The following is a 16,223-nucleotide window of genomic DNA, read 5'->3' on the forward strand; positions in this document are numbered from 1 at the left end:
TTTAAGCCCAATGTTTAAAGACAATAAAAAAACCATTCGTTCATGGGCTATGTTCGATTGGGCAAATTCTTCTTATAATCTGGTTATAACATCAACTATTTTTCCGGCTTATTATACGGCTATAACCACTACAAAAACAGCAACAGGCACAACAGATAAAGTTTCTTTCTTTGGTTTAGAGTTTGTAAACACGGCTTTATCTAATTACGCTTTAGCTGTAGCTTATTTAATTATTGCTATAATCACCCCTTTTTTAACCGCTACTGCCGATTATCGTGGTAACAAAAAGGTTTTCTTGAGATTATTTACTTGGTTAGGAGCTTTATCTTGTGCAGGTTTATACTTTTTTAAGTCTGATACATTAGAACTTGGCGTTATTTTATTTGCCCTAGCAGCTATAGGTTATTGTGGCGGAATTGTATTTATTAATTCTTATTTGCCAGAAATTGCCAGTAAAGAAAAACAAGATGCCGTAAGTGCCAAAGGTTTTGCTTATGGTTATGTGGGCAGTGTTATTTTACAAATTATTTGTTTTGTTTTTGTATTGATGCCTGATCTTTTTGGTATTACCGATGCTACTTTTCCTGCTCGTTTATCTTTTCTTTTAGTAGGTATCTGGTGGATAAGTTTTGCGCATATCTCTTTTAGCGTTTTACCTAAAGGCAGCCCCAATTTTAATAAAGTAGACAAAGCCAAGATACATAGTGGTTTTCAGGAATTATTAAAAGTTTGGAAGCAGGTAAGTCAGATGGCGGTTTTAAAACGCTTTTTATTGGCTTTCTTCTTTTATGCTATGGGGGTGCAAACCATTATGTTGGTTGCTGCAAACTTTGGTGAGAAGGTTTTGCATTTGGGTACAGAAAAGCTTATCATCACCATCCTAATTATTCAGTTGGTAGCAATTTTAGGAGCTATTTTAATGTCTAAACTATCTAAACGCTTTGGCAATATACAGGTACTTATTTTTGTGGTAAGTATTTGGATATTGGTTTGTATAGCAGCCTATCATATCACAAATCAGACAGAATTTTTTGCTTTAGCGGCTGTTGTAGGTTTGTTTATGGGGGGTATACAATCTTTATCACGCTCAACGTTTTCTAAATTTATTCCAGAAAATACACCAGATACGGCTTCTTTTTTTAGTTTTTACGATGTTACAGAGAAGCTGGCTATCGTAGCTGGTTTATTTAGTTTCGGATTGATAGAAGAACTTACAGGTAGTATGCGAAATTCAACTTTAGCTTTAGCGTCTTTCTTTACCGTAGGTTTATTGGTACTTTTTACAGTTTTAAACTCACAAAAGAAGCATAAAAATCAGGCTAATATACAGGCAATTTAAAATTGCCTAATACTTTTTAACATATATCCTTTACTTTTGAGCTTTTAACGCCCACAAATGAACGTAGAACTATTTATACCTTGCTTTGTTGATCAGCTTTATGCAGAAACAGCACATAATACCGTAAAACTTCTAGAAAAAGCAGGTTGTAAGGTAATTTATAATCCAGAACAAACTTGCTGTGGGCAGCCAGCTTATAATGCTGGTTTTTGGGATGAAGCTAAGGAGGTAGGAAGTAAGTTTTTAAATGATTTTTCTGAACAGAATTATATCGTTTCTCCTTCTGCTTCTTGTACCGGGATGGTGAAAAATGCCTATAATAACTTATTTTTTAATACCGCTATCCATAATAAATGCAGAACAATTCAAAGTCATATTTTTGAGTTATCAGACTTTTTAGTGAACATCGCAAAGAAAGATTATTTTGGTGCCGAGCTAGAAGCTAAAATTGTTTATCATGATTCTTGTAGCGCTTTAAGAGAATGTAAAATTAAAGAAGAACCACGCTTATTGTTAGCAAAAGTGCATGGTTTAGAGCTGGTAGAGATGAAAGATAATGAAACTTGCTGCGGTTTTGGTGGTACTTTTTCTGTTAAATTTCCTGATATTTCATCGGCTATGGCCGAGCAAAAAGTACAAAATGCTTTAGATACTGGTGCCGAGTACATTGTTTCTACAGATGCTTCTTGCTTATTACAACTACAAGCTTATATAGATGCGCATCAATTACCTATTAAAACTATGCATTTAGCAGATGTTTTAACTACCGGTTGGATGGAAGATGCTTCTTTATAAAATAAAAATCTCTTAAGGGATGATTTTCTAACATCCCTTAAGAAATGGTATTTATTCTTTCACTTGAGGGCTTTCTATTTTATTTTCTACAACAATTTTAGTTGCACCAGCTCTTTGAGACATCACTTGTTTACCAAGTTCTTGTAAACCTTTACTTTCATAAATTTTCATTGCCGTAGAAACGTCTATTGCTTGTCTGGTTTGCTCATCTAAATCAAAAGTTAGGGTAATAAAATTTAGTCTAACACCAAGTGGTTCAAGTATTTTATTGCTTTTGTTTAGTAAATGAGCTTCAATTTCAGATTGGTCTAACTCAACAATATCTTCATTGATAAAAACGGATTTTGCAACATCTTTAATTCTTTTATCAATCACCATATTTTCAGCACTTTCAAAAGCTTTTTCATTTATAGCGTCTGGATCATCCGCATTAGCGTTTGCTCTGCCAATATGCTTAGCTTGTTTTATAAATGCTAGAGGCTCGGTAATAGAGTAATCATAATCAATGTGAACGTTTGCTCTAACCCTGTCTTTAAGGTTAGAAATAAATTTACTCTCGCCTTGCATAGGGTAGTTAGGAATTACAACCTTCATGTAACAAGCGTTTAAGCCGCCTTTGGGTACAGCATCGCCGGCATTAATTTTTTTCCAACTCATGCCACAGTCGTCAGAAACAACTACCTGCTGGTTTGATTTTGCATAATTGCAGCTTTGTACAGTAAATAAAACAGCTATAGCACATAAAGTCCAAACGTATTTAGCACCTTTTACAAAAGCATAAATGGCTAAAGAAACACCTAAAAGCATGAAAATGCCATTGATAGGGTTGTTAATCATGTAATTTCCTAGTATAGCTTTTGTAACACTGTAGATTAAGATGCTTATTATAGCAACAGCTATTGCGATGAGGAAGAGTTTAATGGTTTTGTTCATATGAGTTTAATTAGTGAGTATGATATTGAGATTCTTAATTCTTGTTTTTATTACAATTATAGTCCATTAATTTTCTATTTTTTTTGTTGGTAACTGATTTGTTAAACGTCAGTAGATAAACAAATATAAGATAGCGGGTAGCTGATTTTAAAAATCGTAATAAATTCTAATAAATTTTTAAGCTTGTTCACCAAAAGTTAACAAGTTAAAATCAGGGTCTAACAAGGCAAATTCTTTTTGTCTCCAAGGTTTGATTTCTAAAGGTCCATTAGGATGTATTTCTACTCCATGTTTGATAAAGCTTTGGTAGATTTCATCAATAGCCTTTACTCTGATGTAAACTTGTCCGTAATTAGTCTTAGGGTCTAGTGCTTTAAACTCAAAAAAATGTATTTCAATCTGGTCTTTTGTTAAAATCAAATAATCACCATAATCTCCTGATACTTTAAAACCAAGTTTATTTACATAATAATCTGACGTTATAGTTTTATTACGCATAGGGAGTTTGGGGCAGGCGGATGTTAACATAATTTTGGGTTGAATTAATTTTTCATTTTAAGCTTATGCTTATCAATATTACAAAAAATAAAACCCAATCATAAAAACACCTCATCAAAAATTAAATTCTTATTAAAGTTTAACGCACTTCAATAACCTTCCTATTACAGAGATAAGATGCTATAATTCTTAGAGAAAAACCTACAAAGAATAAGCCTTTTAATAACCTATTTTTGAATTTCATATGCTTAATAGCAATTGTTGTTAAGGTTTTTATAAAAATCTGCAAACCTAAATTATATATGAAGTTCATTCTCAGATTTACAGGATACACTGTTTGTATGATGTTTTCTTTGCTGCTCAACTCGGCGATAGCCAAAACAGCTAAAGAAAAAATTAATGTTGTGATACCTGCACAAGCTAGCTCAAGGGTAATATTTGGTGCTACACAATTGGTAAAACATCTTAATCAATTAGATTATCAAGCCCAAATTGCAAAGAACAATAAGCCTAACGCAAGGGCGAAAAATATCATCTTAACCAATCAAAAAACAAATGGTAAAGAAAGTTATGCGATTGTTTCTGATGCGAAAGGAAATATAAATTTAGCTAGTGGAGATGAATCTGGCGCTTTATACGCTTTTATTACTTTAACAGAACAAGTTAAAGCACAAGGTAAATTGCCTGAAAACCTACAAATTAAAGATAAGCCAGAAATGGTTTTGCGTGGTACGGCTATAGGTTTGCAAAAGCCAGATTATCTGCCTGGTCGTGATGTTTATGAATATCCATACACACCAGAAACTTTTCCTTGGTTTTATGATAAGCAACAGTGGATAGCCTACTTAGATATGATGCTGGCTAACCGTTATAACTCTTTGTATTTATGGAATGGACATCCTTTTTCTTCTTTAGTAAAGCTAAAAGAGTATCCTTATGCTTTAGAAGTTGATGAAGCTACTTTTAAAAAGAATGAAGAGATTTTTAAATTTTTAACCGAGGAGGCCGATAAACGCGGAATTTGGGTTATTCAGATGTTTTATAACATCTTGATACCAAAACCTTTTGCAGAAAAACACGGATTAAAAACTCAGGATAGAAACCGCCCAATTATCCCAGTTATTGCAGATTATACACAGAAATCTATTGCTGCTTTTGTACAAAAATATCCTAACGTAGGTTTATTGGTTACTTTGGGCGAGGCTATGGAAGGCGTAGGGCAAGATGATATTAATTGGTTCACGAAAACCATTATTCCGGGTGTGCAAGATGGTTTAAAAGCGCTAGGAAGTAAAACCGAGCCACCTATTGTATTAAGAGCGCATGATAGTGATGCGCCTGCGGTTATGAAAGCAGCTTTACCATTGTATAAAAATTTATATACCATGGCTAAATACAATGGCGAGGCTTTAACAACTTATACACCACGTGGTAAATGGGCCGATTTACACCGAAGCCTTAGCAGAATAGGAACCGTACATGTTCAAAATGTACATATTTTAGCTAATCTAGAGCCTTTTAGATATGGCTCGGCAGATTTTATTCAAAAATCTGTACAGGCAATGCACTATGTTTATGAGGCTAACGCTTTGCATCTATACCCGCAAGCATCTTATTGGGATTGGCCTTATACAGCCGATAAAGCACCAAATAGATTGATGCAATTAGACCGCGATTGGATTTGGTATAAAGCCTGGGCCAGATATGCTTGGGATTCTAAAAGAGAGCGCTCAGCAGAAATTGCCTATTGGTCTAAAGAGTTAGGCGCAAAATATGGTGCTAACCAAGAAACGGGTAAACATATTTTAGATGCTTACGAAGAATCAGGAGAGATTTCCCCTAAATTATTAAGACGTTTTGGTATTACCGATGGAAATAGGCAAACCCTTACTTTGGGGATGCTTACCACACAATTTATAAATCCTTTCCGTTACGGAGTTTTTACTTTGATGTACGAGTCTGAGGCGCCCGAAGGCGAGATGATTATTGACTATGCCGAGAAAGAGTGGAAAAAACAAGGTCATATAGGCGAAACGCCTGTTCAAGTTGCTAAAGAAGTGGTTGAGCATGGTAGAAAAGCAATTGCCGCAATAGAAAAAGCAAAAGCTGGTGTAAAGGCAAATCAGGATGAGTTTGATAGATTGCTTAACGATATGTATTGCTACGATGCTATGGCAAACTTCTATGCCGATAAAGTAACCGCAGCATTATGGATTTTGAAATTCAAATATTCTAACGATGTTAAAGATTTAGACCAAGCATTACCATTCTTAGAAAGTAGCGTTCAGCATTATCAGAAATTGGTTAAACTAACAGAAAATCATTATTTATACGCCAACAGCATGCAAACCAAGCAGCGTAAAATACCTATGCGTGGTGTTGATAAAACTTTTATCCATTGGAAAGAAGTATTGCCTGTTTTTGAAACCGAATTGAAGAATTTTAAACATAGCATTGATTCTTTAAAAAGTACCAAAACAGCAAGTAATATCGCCGTTAAGGCTTATGAAAATGCAGTAGTTAAATTTCAAGATAAGCAATTGTATTATACTGTAAAAGAGCAAGCTAAGGCTTTCGCCGATGAAGATTTGAAAATAAAAGCTTTAACACCAGAGCTTATTGGTTTAAACGCCTTACAATTATCAGCGGAAGCGCAAATAAAAAATGGTACGCAAATTACCTTTACCAATGCTAAACCTGTAACCGTTTTGGTAGGATTTTTTAATAAAAAAGACGCTCAGTTCTCGCCAACGCCAGAGTTAGAGACTGATGCCAGTGCTAACAATTACGGACAAGCAGAAAGTAAAATTTCTAATGCCATCATCATAGAAAATTATCCGGCTATAAATGTACATGCTTATACTTTCCCTGCCGGAAAAAATACCTTAAGTTTAGCTAAAGGAAAAGCCTTAGTTTTAGGTTTTATAGATGCAAATCAAAAAATTAAAATTTTTGATGCAGGTTTAAACGGCAATGGCAGAGATATAGATTGGCTTTTTGGTTATTACGCACCAACTGATGTTAAATTGTAAACGGATGAAGAAATTACTTTATAGCTTTTTAATAATCTTAGCTGCTAAAACCGAAGTTTTAGCACAGCAGGTAAACCTTGGTCAAAAATTAAATCAATACGTTAAGCAATTTAATGCTGATGATAACGAAGCGGTAAAAAATTTAGTGCCTAATGCCGATGCCTATCTGTGGTTAAATGAGAATATCCCTTTATTAGATTTTCCGGATAAAGAGATAGAAGAGAAGTATTATTTCCGTTGGTGGTCTTTTAGAAAACATCTAAAACAAACACCTGATGGCTATATCTTTACCGAGTTTATAGAACCAGTAAAACATGCCGGAAAGCATCAATCTATCAGTTGTGCTTTAGGTCATCATATCTATGAGGGTAGGTGGTTAAAAAATCAAGAATACATGAAGCAATATCTTAATTTTTGGTTGTATGATGCTGATAAAGGACAATCAAAACCACGTTTCCATCAGTTTAGTAGTTGGGTAGATGATGCTGTTTTAGCGCAATACATGGTTCATCCTGATAAAGCATATCTCCAAAAGATACTACCCGCTTTAGATGCCGATTATGAAAAATGGGAGCAAGAGCGCAAACTTAAAAACGGTATGTTTTGGCAACATGATGTTAAAGATGGCATGGAAGAATCTGTTAGCGGAAGCAGGAGAGACGAGAATATGCGCCCAACCATTAACAGTTATATGTATGGTAATGCAAAGGCTTTAGCTTTGTTAGCAAATGAAGTTAATAACCCAACATTAACGCAAAAATATGCTAGTAGAGCAGCTGTTTTAAAACAATTGGTTCAGGATTCTTTATGGGATGCTAAAGAGAAATTTTTTAAAACCAAAATGGCTAAAGGAGATACTTTACATGGTGCTAGAGAAGCTATAGGTTTTATCCCTTGGTATTTTAATTTACCTGCCGATAAGAAGGAATATGCTAAGGCTTGGAGTCAGTTATTAGATACTGCTGGTTTTAAAGCTAAATGGGGCTTAACAACTGCCGAGCGTAGAGAACCTACCTTCAGAACTCGTGGAAGCGGCCATGGCTGCGAGTGGGATGGTGCTGTTTGGCCTTTTGCTAGCTCGCAAACCTTACGTGGTTTATCCAATTTGCTGAATAATTACAGCAAAAAAGGTAAAATGAATGCATCTGTTTTTTACAACGAGTTACATAAATATGCTTGGTCTCAGCAAATGTACGGTAAGCCTTACATTGGCGAGTATCAGGATGAAAGTAATGGCGAGTGGTTAAAAGGAGATCATCCGAGAAGTAAATTTTATAACCACTCTACTTTTATGGATTTGGTTATTCAGGATTTAATCGGCTTAAAGCCACAGCTTGATAACTCAATTATTATTAAACCCTTAATCCCGAAAGGTAAAGTAGATTGGTTTCAACTAAGTCAGGTGCCTTATAAAGGTAAAATACTCGCCATCATTTGGGATAAAACCGGAGAGCGCTATCAAAAAGGAAAAGGTTTAATGCTTTTTGCTGATGGTAAACTTATAGCTCAATCTAAAAAGCTTCAAACTTTAAAAGTTAATTTATAAATCTTACAAATTTTCATCAACATCACATGTTAAAGATATTTAAAAGCATAAGTTTCATTTGCTGCTTAAGTCTTTGCTTAAATGCTTACTCGCAAAACTTCTACAATGTTGTAAAATATGGTGCAAAAAACGACAGTAGCAAGCTAGCCACACAAGCCATAAGCAAAGCTATAGCAGCAGCTTCAAAAGCAGGCGGTGGTACGGTTTATTTTCCTGCTGGGAAATATTTAACAGGTCCTATTCACTTAAAAAGTAATATTACCATTTTTATTGATGCTGGTGCCGAGCTTCATTTTAGCGATAATTTTGATGATTATTTACCGATGGTGAAATCTAGATGGGAAGGTACCGAGGTTACCAATTTCTCGCCATTTTTTTACGGTTATGAATTAGAAAATATTGCCATTGTAGGCAGAGGGAAAATAGATGGACATGGTAAAAAATGGTGGGCTTTTTCTGAAGTTCATGTAAAGAAATTAACAGAAGATTCTAAATGGCAAAAAGAGTTTAAAAGGTTAAATAAAGATGTTTTAGCTCCGGATTTACCGGGCTGGATAGAAAGAGGATTTTTACGTCCGCCTTTTATACAATTTATGTATTGCAAAAATGTACAAATTAAGGATATTACCATTGTAAACTCTCCGTTTTGGACGGTTAACCCACAATTTTGTGAGAATGTAACTGTTGATGGCGTTACAATAGAAAATCCACCTTCACCAAATACTGATGGTATAAATCCAGAATCTTGCAATAATGTACATATTTCTAATTGCCATATTAGCGTTGGTGATGATTGTATAACGATAAAATCTGGTAAAGACCGCTCGGGCCGAAAATTAAATGTACCGGCAGAAAATTATACCATTACCAATTGTACCATGTTGCGTGGTCATGGTGGTGTGGTTATAGGTAGCGAAATGTCTGGCGGTGTTAAGAAAATCACCATTTCTAATTGTGTTTTTGATGGTACAGATAGAGGCTTGCGTATTAAAACCGCTCGTGGTAGAGGTGGCGTGGTAGAAGAAATCAGGGTGGATAATATCATCATGAAAAATATCAGAGATCAAGCCATTGTTTTAGATATGCAATACGCAAAAACAGATGTAGAGCCTATTTCAGAAAGAACTCCGGCATTTAGAAATATACATTTTAGTAATATCACCGCTCAGGTAAATCAAGCTGGATATTTGAATGGTTTAGAAGAAATGCCTATAGAAAATATCAGTTTTAATGATATTAATATTGATGCAAAAAGTGGCTTTAAGATCAAAAATGCAAACCGCATTTCTTTCCATAATGTGCAAGTAAATACCAAAATGGGCTCTGCCATAACAGCAGAAAATGTAAAAGACTTAGTTATTGATGATGTTAAATCTTACAGTCCTATAAAAGGTGTTCCTTTAATTGATTTTATGAATGTAGAAGACGCTTTTCTTTACAATTCTTATCCTGTAAAAGGAACTGATATTTTCTTAAGATTAAAAGGCGAGTTAACCAAAGATATTACTGTTAAAAACAACTTATTAAAGCATGTTGTAACGCCAGTATTAAAAGAAAAAGAGGTAAAGATTGATGTTGTTGCCGATTAATTATTTAGTTGTTTTAAACCCCGATTTTATGTCAGGCTGAGCGGAGTCGAAGCCTTTTCTGAGTATATCAAAGAGAGCATGTTTTGACTACGCTAGAAATGGTTTATGGTTTAAGATAGCCTCAAAATTCTGATTCATGAAAAATGTAATTCTAAAATACGGGTTTCTAATAAGCATCGCTTTAAGCAATATCACTTATGCCCAGCAAAGCCAGCAACTTTGGTACAAGCAAGCTGCTGCAAAATGGACAGATGCTTTGCCTATTGGTAACGGTAGGCTAGGCGCTATGATATTTGCTGGCGTTGCAGAAGATCATATCCAATTTAACGAAGAAACATTATGGACTGGCCAACCACGTCATTATAACCGAGAAGATGCAGCAGCTTATTTGCCAAAAATAAGACAGCTTTTGGCCGATGGTAAACAAAAAGAAGCCGAGGATTTGGCTGCCCAGCATTTTATGGGCTTAAAAAGTAAAGAAGGAGATAAAGCTAGTTGGACAAAAGCTGTAAGCACTCAAAAATCTTTTGCTGAGGTAAATTTTAACGATAGCCAATGGAAAACTTTCCCAGTTCCTACTTATGAAGGTTGGGAATCTGCCGGATTAGAAGGTTTAGATGGCGCTTTATGGTTTAGAACAACTTTTACATTACCAGAAAAGCTTGTCAATAAGAAACTAGTTGTAGATTTAAACAGAATCAGAAATTACGATTTAACCTATATCAACGGTAAATTAATTGGAAGCACAGAAGGGGATGGAGCTAGAAGATACAGCATCCCGGCAGGTTTATTAAAAGTTGGTAAAAACACCATTGCCGTACAAGTACTCAATTATTATGATAAAGGCGGAATTGCTGGTTTTAAAGATACTTCAAGGCATATTGGCATTTATCCAGAAGGAGAAAGTATAAAAGAAGGCATTTCTTTAAATGGCAATTGGAAATATTTTGTTCAAGATAATAATCCGCCAGAAGTAGCACAATTTCAGGCAGCTTATCAGCCTTTTGGCGATATATATTTGCGTTTTAAAGGGCATGAAAAGTATCAAAACTATAGAAGAACTTTAGATTTAGAAACCGCCATTAGCACCACCAGTTATACCGTTAACGGAGTAGATTTTAAAAGAGAATATTTTGCTTCGCAGCCAGACCAAGCTGTAGTTATCAGGTTAAGTGCTAATAAAACTAAGAGTTTAAATCTCGAGGCTGTATTGGCATCAGTACATCAAAATTTTAGCTTAAGTAAGATTGATAACCAAACAATAGCTCTAAAAGTAAAGGTGAAACATGGCGCTTTACATGGCGAGAGTTGGTTAAAAGCAACAGTTAAAGATGGTATTATCACTCAAAAAAATGGTAAACTTATCATCAATAATGCTAGCGAAGTGGTTTTGTATTTACTTGCAGCTAGTAATTTCCAGAACTATGAAAATGTAGGAGGAAATCCTCAGTTGTTATGTCAGCAAGCTATGCAAAAGCTTCAAAGTAAATCTTATGAGACTATTTTATTATCCCATTTAAAAGAATATCAAAGTTATTATAACACATTTTCTATCATACTTGGGCAACAAGATTTGAGCCATTTACCCACTGATGTAAGGATAGACAAATTTGAAGAAGGCAAAGACGCAGATTTAGCAGCACTTTACGTACAATACGGAAGATATTTATTAATTGCTAGCTCTAGACCGGGTACACAACCTGCTAACTTACAAGGTATTTGGAACGATTTACTATCGCCACCATGGGGAAGTAAATACACCACCAATATCAATGCGGAGATGAATTATTGGCCAGCAGAAGTTCTTAATTTATCGGCAACGCATCAAGCATTTTTAAAAATGGTTGAGGAATTGGCTGTTAGAGGTACAGAAACTGCACAAAAATATTATGGCGCAAGAGGCTGGGTTTTACACCATAATACAGATTTATGGCGAGCTACGGCTCCTATAAACGCATCAAACCATGGTATTTGGCAAGGTGGTTCTGGCTGGGTAAGCAGTCATTTATACGAGCATTATTTGTTTACACAGGATAAAGAATTTCTGAAAAACAAAGCCTATCCTTTAATGAAAAGTGCGGCTCAGTTTTATGTTGATGTATTGGTAAAAGATCCAAAAACGGGGTGGCTCATCAGTACACCATCAAATTCGCCAGAGAATGGGGGCTTAGTTGCGGGGCCAACTATGGATCATCAAATCATAAGAAATTTATTTAAAAGTTGTATAGTTGCCGCTGATGTTTTGGGTATTGATACAGATTTTAGAGATACTTTAAAGCAAAAATATCTGCAAATAGCACCTAACCAAATTGGTAAGCATGGGCAGTTACAAGAGTGGTTGCAAGATATAGACGACCCGCAAAATAAACACCGTCATGTTTCGCATTTATGGGCTGTGCATCCCGGAAATGAAATCAATTACGATGAAACACCAGATTTAATGAAAGCCGCTAAACAATCTTTAATTTACCGTGGCGATGAAGGTACAGGCTGGAGTTTAGCTTGGAAAATTAATTTCTGGGCTAGGTTTAAGGATGCTGAGCATAGTTTCAAAATGCTTAAAATGCTCATTAAACCAGCAGAAAAAGGTGGTGGTGCTTATGTAAATTTATTTGATGCGCATCCGCCATTTCAAATTGATGGCAATTTTGGAGGTGCTGCTGGTATTGCAGAAATGCTATTGCAAAGTCAGTTAAATTACATCGATTTATTACCTGCTTTACCAACAGCTTGGTCTAGCGGAGAAGTTAAAGGCATTTGTGCCCGTGGTGGTTTCGAGCTTAGTTTTAGCTGGGCAAATGGTAAACTTAAAGAAGTTAAGGTTTTATCTAAAGCTGGGCAACCTTGTGTACTCAAATACGGAAATGCACAAATGACTATCCATACAGAAATAGGTAGAACTTACACATTAAATCAAGATTTAAAGCCATTATAATTTTCTGATTTCTAAATCATGATAAAAAACATCCCGAAAGGTTATACATTATTTTTAGTTATCTTTTTACTGCTAATGAGCTCGGTTTTAAAAGCGCAAGAGCCTCGTACGAGCATTTCTTTAAATAGCAATTGGCGCTCAGTTGCAGATGATTATAACTCTAAGAAATATGACGGATTTGAAAATCCTGATTTCAAAGATCAGGCTTGGGAAAAAGTTCAAGTTCCGCACAATTGGGATAAATACCATGGTTATAGGCGTATGCTACACGGCAACAGACATGGTTATGCTTGGTATCGTAAAAGCTTTAAAATCAATCAACAACAAAAGAATAAGCGTTATTTTTTATATTTTGAAGGTGTAGGTTCTTATGCTACGGTTTGGTTAAATGGTAAAAAAGTAGGTTACCATGCTGGCGGAAGAACAACTTTTACTTTAGATGTATCTGCAGTTATCAAACTCAATGGCGAAGAAAATATTTTGGCCGTAAGGGCAGACCACCCTGCAGAAATTCGTGATTTACCTTGGGTAGATGGTGGATGCTCTACAGAACGAGGTTTTTCTGAAGGTTCGCAGCCTATGGGGATTTTTAGGCCTGTACATTTAGTGGTTACCGATGCGGTAAGAATAGAACCTTTTGGTGTACATATCTGGAACGATAAACAAATATCAGCGAAAGCGGTAAAACTATTCATCAATACCGAACTTAAAAATTACAGCGCCAAGAAAGAAGATGTTTTAGTGCTACAAGAATTTAAAAATCATGAGGGTAAAGTGGTTTTTACTTTACGTCAACAGGTGGCTTTAGAACCTCAAGCTACTAAAATAGCCAAACAAGAAACTACTATTCAGAACCCGCGGTTATGGTCTTTAGAAAATCCGTATTTGTATCAATTACAAACCAAAATCATTAGAAATAAGAAACTTACCGACAAGCTAACTACACCATACGGCATCCGTTGGATTAGCTGGCCTATAGGCGAAGATGCCCGACTTTCTAAACAGTTTTTGTTAAACGGAAAACCTGTTTTTATCAACGGAATTGCAGAATATGAGCATTTAATAGGTAACAGTCATGCTTTTAGCGATGAGCAAATACGGTCTAGGGTTTTACAAATGAAGGGGGCAGGTTTTAACGCTTTCCGCGATGCTCATCAGCCACATAACCTTTTGTATCAAACCTATTGGGATAAACTAGGCATATTATCTTGGACACAAATGGCTGCGCATATTTGGTTTGATAATGAAGCTTTTAGAACCAATTTTAAAAATCTACTAAAAGATTGGGTGAAAGAACGAAGAAACAGCCCTTCTGTTGTGCTTTGGGGTTTAGAAAACGAAAGTACTTTACCCGAAGATTTTGCTAAAGAATGTTCAGAACTGATACGTTCTTTAGACCCAACAGCATCATCGCAAAGAAAAATAACCACTTGTAATGGCGGTAGCGGTACAGATTGGGATGTACCCCAAAACTGGACAGGAACTTATGGTGGCAACCCGCTACATTATGGCGAGGATTTAAAAAGACAAATTTTGGTAGGGGAGTATGGCGCATGGCGAACATTAGATTACCATAGCGAAGGCCCACATTTACCTAATGTGAGCGATTATAACGAAGACCGTTTTACCGAGCTGATGGAAACTAAAGTAAGACTGGCAGATTCTGTAAAAAATGAAGTGGCTGGGCATTATTTCTGGTTATGGACATCGCATGATAACCCGGGTAGGGTACAAGGTGGCGAAGGTTTAAGAGAGTTAGATAGAATTGGGCCGGTAAATTATAAAGGCCTATTAACACCTTGGGAAGAGCCTTTGGATGCTTATTATATGTTTAGGTCTAATTTTGCGCCCAAAGATAAAGAGCCAATGGTTTACATTGCCTCGCATACTTGGCCACAAAGGTGGACGAGCCCTGGTGTAAAAAACAACATCAGAATATATTCTAATTGCGATGAAGTAGAACTTTTTAATGATTTAAATGCATCTTCTTTAGGCAGAAGAAAGAAAAATGGTATAGGTACACATTTCCGTTGGGATGGAGTGATGATTAAGTACAATATCCTTTATGCTATTGCTTATGTTAATGGAAAAGCCGTTGCCCGGGATACTATTGTCTTACAAAATTTACCTAAAGCACCAAATTTCAATCATTTATATGAAGGTGCTCAAAATATAACAGCATCAGCGAAAGCGTATAATTACTTATATAGGGTAAATTGTGGTGGTCCAGATTATCAGGATGAAAACGGACAAACTTGGATGGCCGACCATCAGTTGCAAGACAAAAACTTATGGGGTTCAACATCATGGGCAGCAAGTTTTGGTTTGCAACCAACTTTTTTTGCTAGTCAGCGTAGAACTTTTGACCCCATAAGAGGCACAAAAGATTGGGCTCTTTTTCAGGATTTTAGGTATGGAAGGGACGAGTTAAGCTATCATTTCACAGTACCAGATGGTGAGTATTTGGTAGAGCTTTATTTTACTGAACCTTGGCTAGGTACAGGCGGAGGGATAGATTGTACAGGCTTTAGATTGTTTGATGTTGCCGTAAATGATGAAGTTGTGATAAACGATTTAGACATCTGGAAAGAAAGTGGACATGATGGAGCTTTAAAAAAATCTATTAAAGTACAGGTGAAAGGTGGGCTGCTTAAAATACATTTCCCCGAGGTAAATGCGGGTCAAGCTTTAATTTCTGCTATCGCTGTAGCAAGTTTGAATCAGGAGGTAAAGCCTGTAACTGCAAAGGCTTCTCTCATTAAAGAATTAAATGTTAAAGGCGATAGTTTTGAAGAAGCTAGCTGGTTAGATATTGGTCAGCAACAATTTAGTTCTGGTAACGATACTTTTGTGAGTTTACCTTCTGTATTGTATGGAGCACATTGGTTAAAAAACTCAGGAAAAGCATTTGATGCATTAAGCTTCAAGGCTAAACAAAAACTCGATTTTTATATAGGAATTAAAAAGTCTTCAACCTTACCTTATTGGATAAAAGATTTTGAAGATAGTCAAGCCTTTATCACCAACAGTAGCGGGGCGCAATATCGTGTTTACAAAAAGAAATTAGCTGAAGATGAATTATTTTCTATCAACGATTTTAAGCAAGAAAAAGGAATTTTTATCGCTTTTATGCCAGAAAATAACTTACAACCAGCTTTCGATTTAAAGAAGAATACTTCTTATAAAGCAGCGCTTACATTGCTACATAAAGGTGTAGAAAAACACCAATTGATGAATCAAGAAAGGCTAATATTTAAAGAAAACAATGCGCAGGTTAAGTTTGATATTAAAGTTGGCGTAGCAGATGTTTATTCATTAACGGTAAAATATCATAATCCTTTTAAAGAAGTTAAACAAGCCACTATTAGTGTTTTTGCTGCAGATGGTATTTTAATGAAAACAGCAGAATTGTTTGATTTAGAGCCTAGCAAAGAAGGTAAGTGGAGCTATTTTAGCACTACAACCGGTACCATGATAAACGCTGGTTCTTATCAGGTGATTATTACAGCAAAAGAGGCAGTTGGTATAAGTTTAGACGCTTTAGATGTACAATAAG

The 16,223-nt window shown here is 35.7% G+C and carries 9 protein-coding genes; 7 read left to right on the forward strand and 2 right to left on the reverse strand.

The genetic code is table 11. From position 1 onward, the window contains the following. The first annotated feature begins 10 nt into the window (after window positions 1-10). Both GJJ64_RS03140 and GJJ64_RS03145 read left to right on the forward strand, forming a co-directional pair. Window positions 11-1,339, forward strand: a complete 1,329-nt coding sequence (locus GJJ64_RS03140) for an MFS transporter (protein WP_154286298.1) — start codon at window positions 11-13, stop codon at window positions 1,337-1,339. A gap of 57 nt (window positions 1,340-1,396) precedes the next feature. Beyond that, window positions 1,397-2,134, forward strand: coding sequence for a (Fe-S)-binding protein (locus GJJ64_RS03145; RefSeq protein ID WP_154286299.1), 738 nt, complete (start codon window positions 1,397-1,399; stop codon window positions 2,132-2,134). A gap of 51 nt (window positions 2,135-2,185) precedes the next feature. Here GJJ64_RS03145 and GJJ64_RS03150 read toward each other — a convergent pair whose 3' ends face one another. After that, window positions 2,186-3,067 (reverse strand): SPFH domain-containing protein, encoded by an 882-nt coding sequence (locus GJJ64_RS03150; protein ID WP_154286300.1) that lies wholly within the window; start codon window positions 3,065-3,067, stop codon window positions 2,186-2,188. A gap of 177 nt (window positions 3,068-3,244) precedes the next feature. Next, window positions 3,245-3,565 (reverse strand): bleomycin resistance protein, encoded by a 321-nt coding sequence (locus GJJ64_RS03155; RefSeq protein WP_229655439.1) that lies wholly within the window; start codon window positions 3,563-3,565, stop codon window positions 3,245-3,247. A 302-nt stretch (window positions 3,566-3,867) separates the two neighbouring features. Between GJJ64_RS03155 and GJJ64_RS03160 the strand changes: the two genes are divergently transcribed. From GJJ64_RS03160 to GJJ64_RS03180, 5 genes are all read left to right on the forward strand, one after another. Then, complete coding sequence (locus tag GJJ64_RS03160; protein ID WP_229655440.1) at window positions 3,868-6,597, forward strand: alpha-d-galacturonidase; 2,730 nt, start codon at window positions 3,868-3,870, stop codon at window positions 6,595-6,597. Window positions 6,598-6,601: 4 nt separating this feature from the next. Further along, window positions 6,602-8,143 carry an MGH1-like glycoside hydrolase domain-containing protein gene (locus GJJ64_RS03165; RefSeq protein ID WP_229655441.1) on the forward strand — a complete coding sequence of 514 codons (1,542 nt, stop codon included), beginning with the start codon at window positions 6,602-6,604 and terminating at the stop codon, window positions 8,141-8,143. Window positions 8,144-8,169: 26 nt separating this feature from the next. After that, window positions 8,170-9,732: a glycoside hydrolase family 28 protein gene (locus tag GJJ64_RS03170; protein ID WP_154286303.1), complete on the forward strand. Its 1,563-nt coding sequence runs from the start codon at window positions 8,170-8,172 to the stop codon at window positions 9,730-9,732. Window positions 9,733-9,868: 136 nt separating this feature from the next. Next, window positions 9,869-12,667, forward strand: a complete 2,799-nt coding sequence (locus GJJ64_RS03175) for a glycoside hydrolase family 95 protein (RefSeq protein WP_154286304.1) — start codon at window positions 9,869-9,871, stop codon at window positions 12,665-12,667. An 18-nt stretch (window positions 12,668-12,685) separates the two neighbouring features. Then, entirely contained in the window at window positions 12,686-16,222 is a 3,537-nt protein-coding gene (locus tag GJJ64_RS03180) for a malectin domain-containing carbohydrate-binding protein (RefSeq protein WP_154286305.1), read from the forward strand. Window position 16,223 lies beyond the last annotated feature (1 nt).

The organism is Pedobacter puniceum (assembly GCF_009674685.1).
Taxonomy (GTDB): Bacteria; Bacteroidota; Bacteroidia; order Sphingobacteriales; family Sphingobacteriaceae; genus Pseudopedobacter; species Pseudopedobacter puniceum.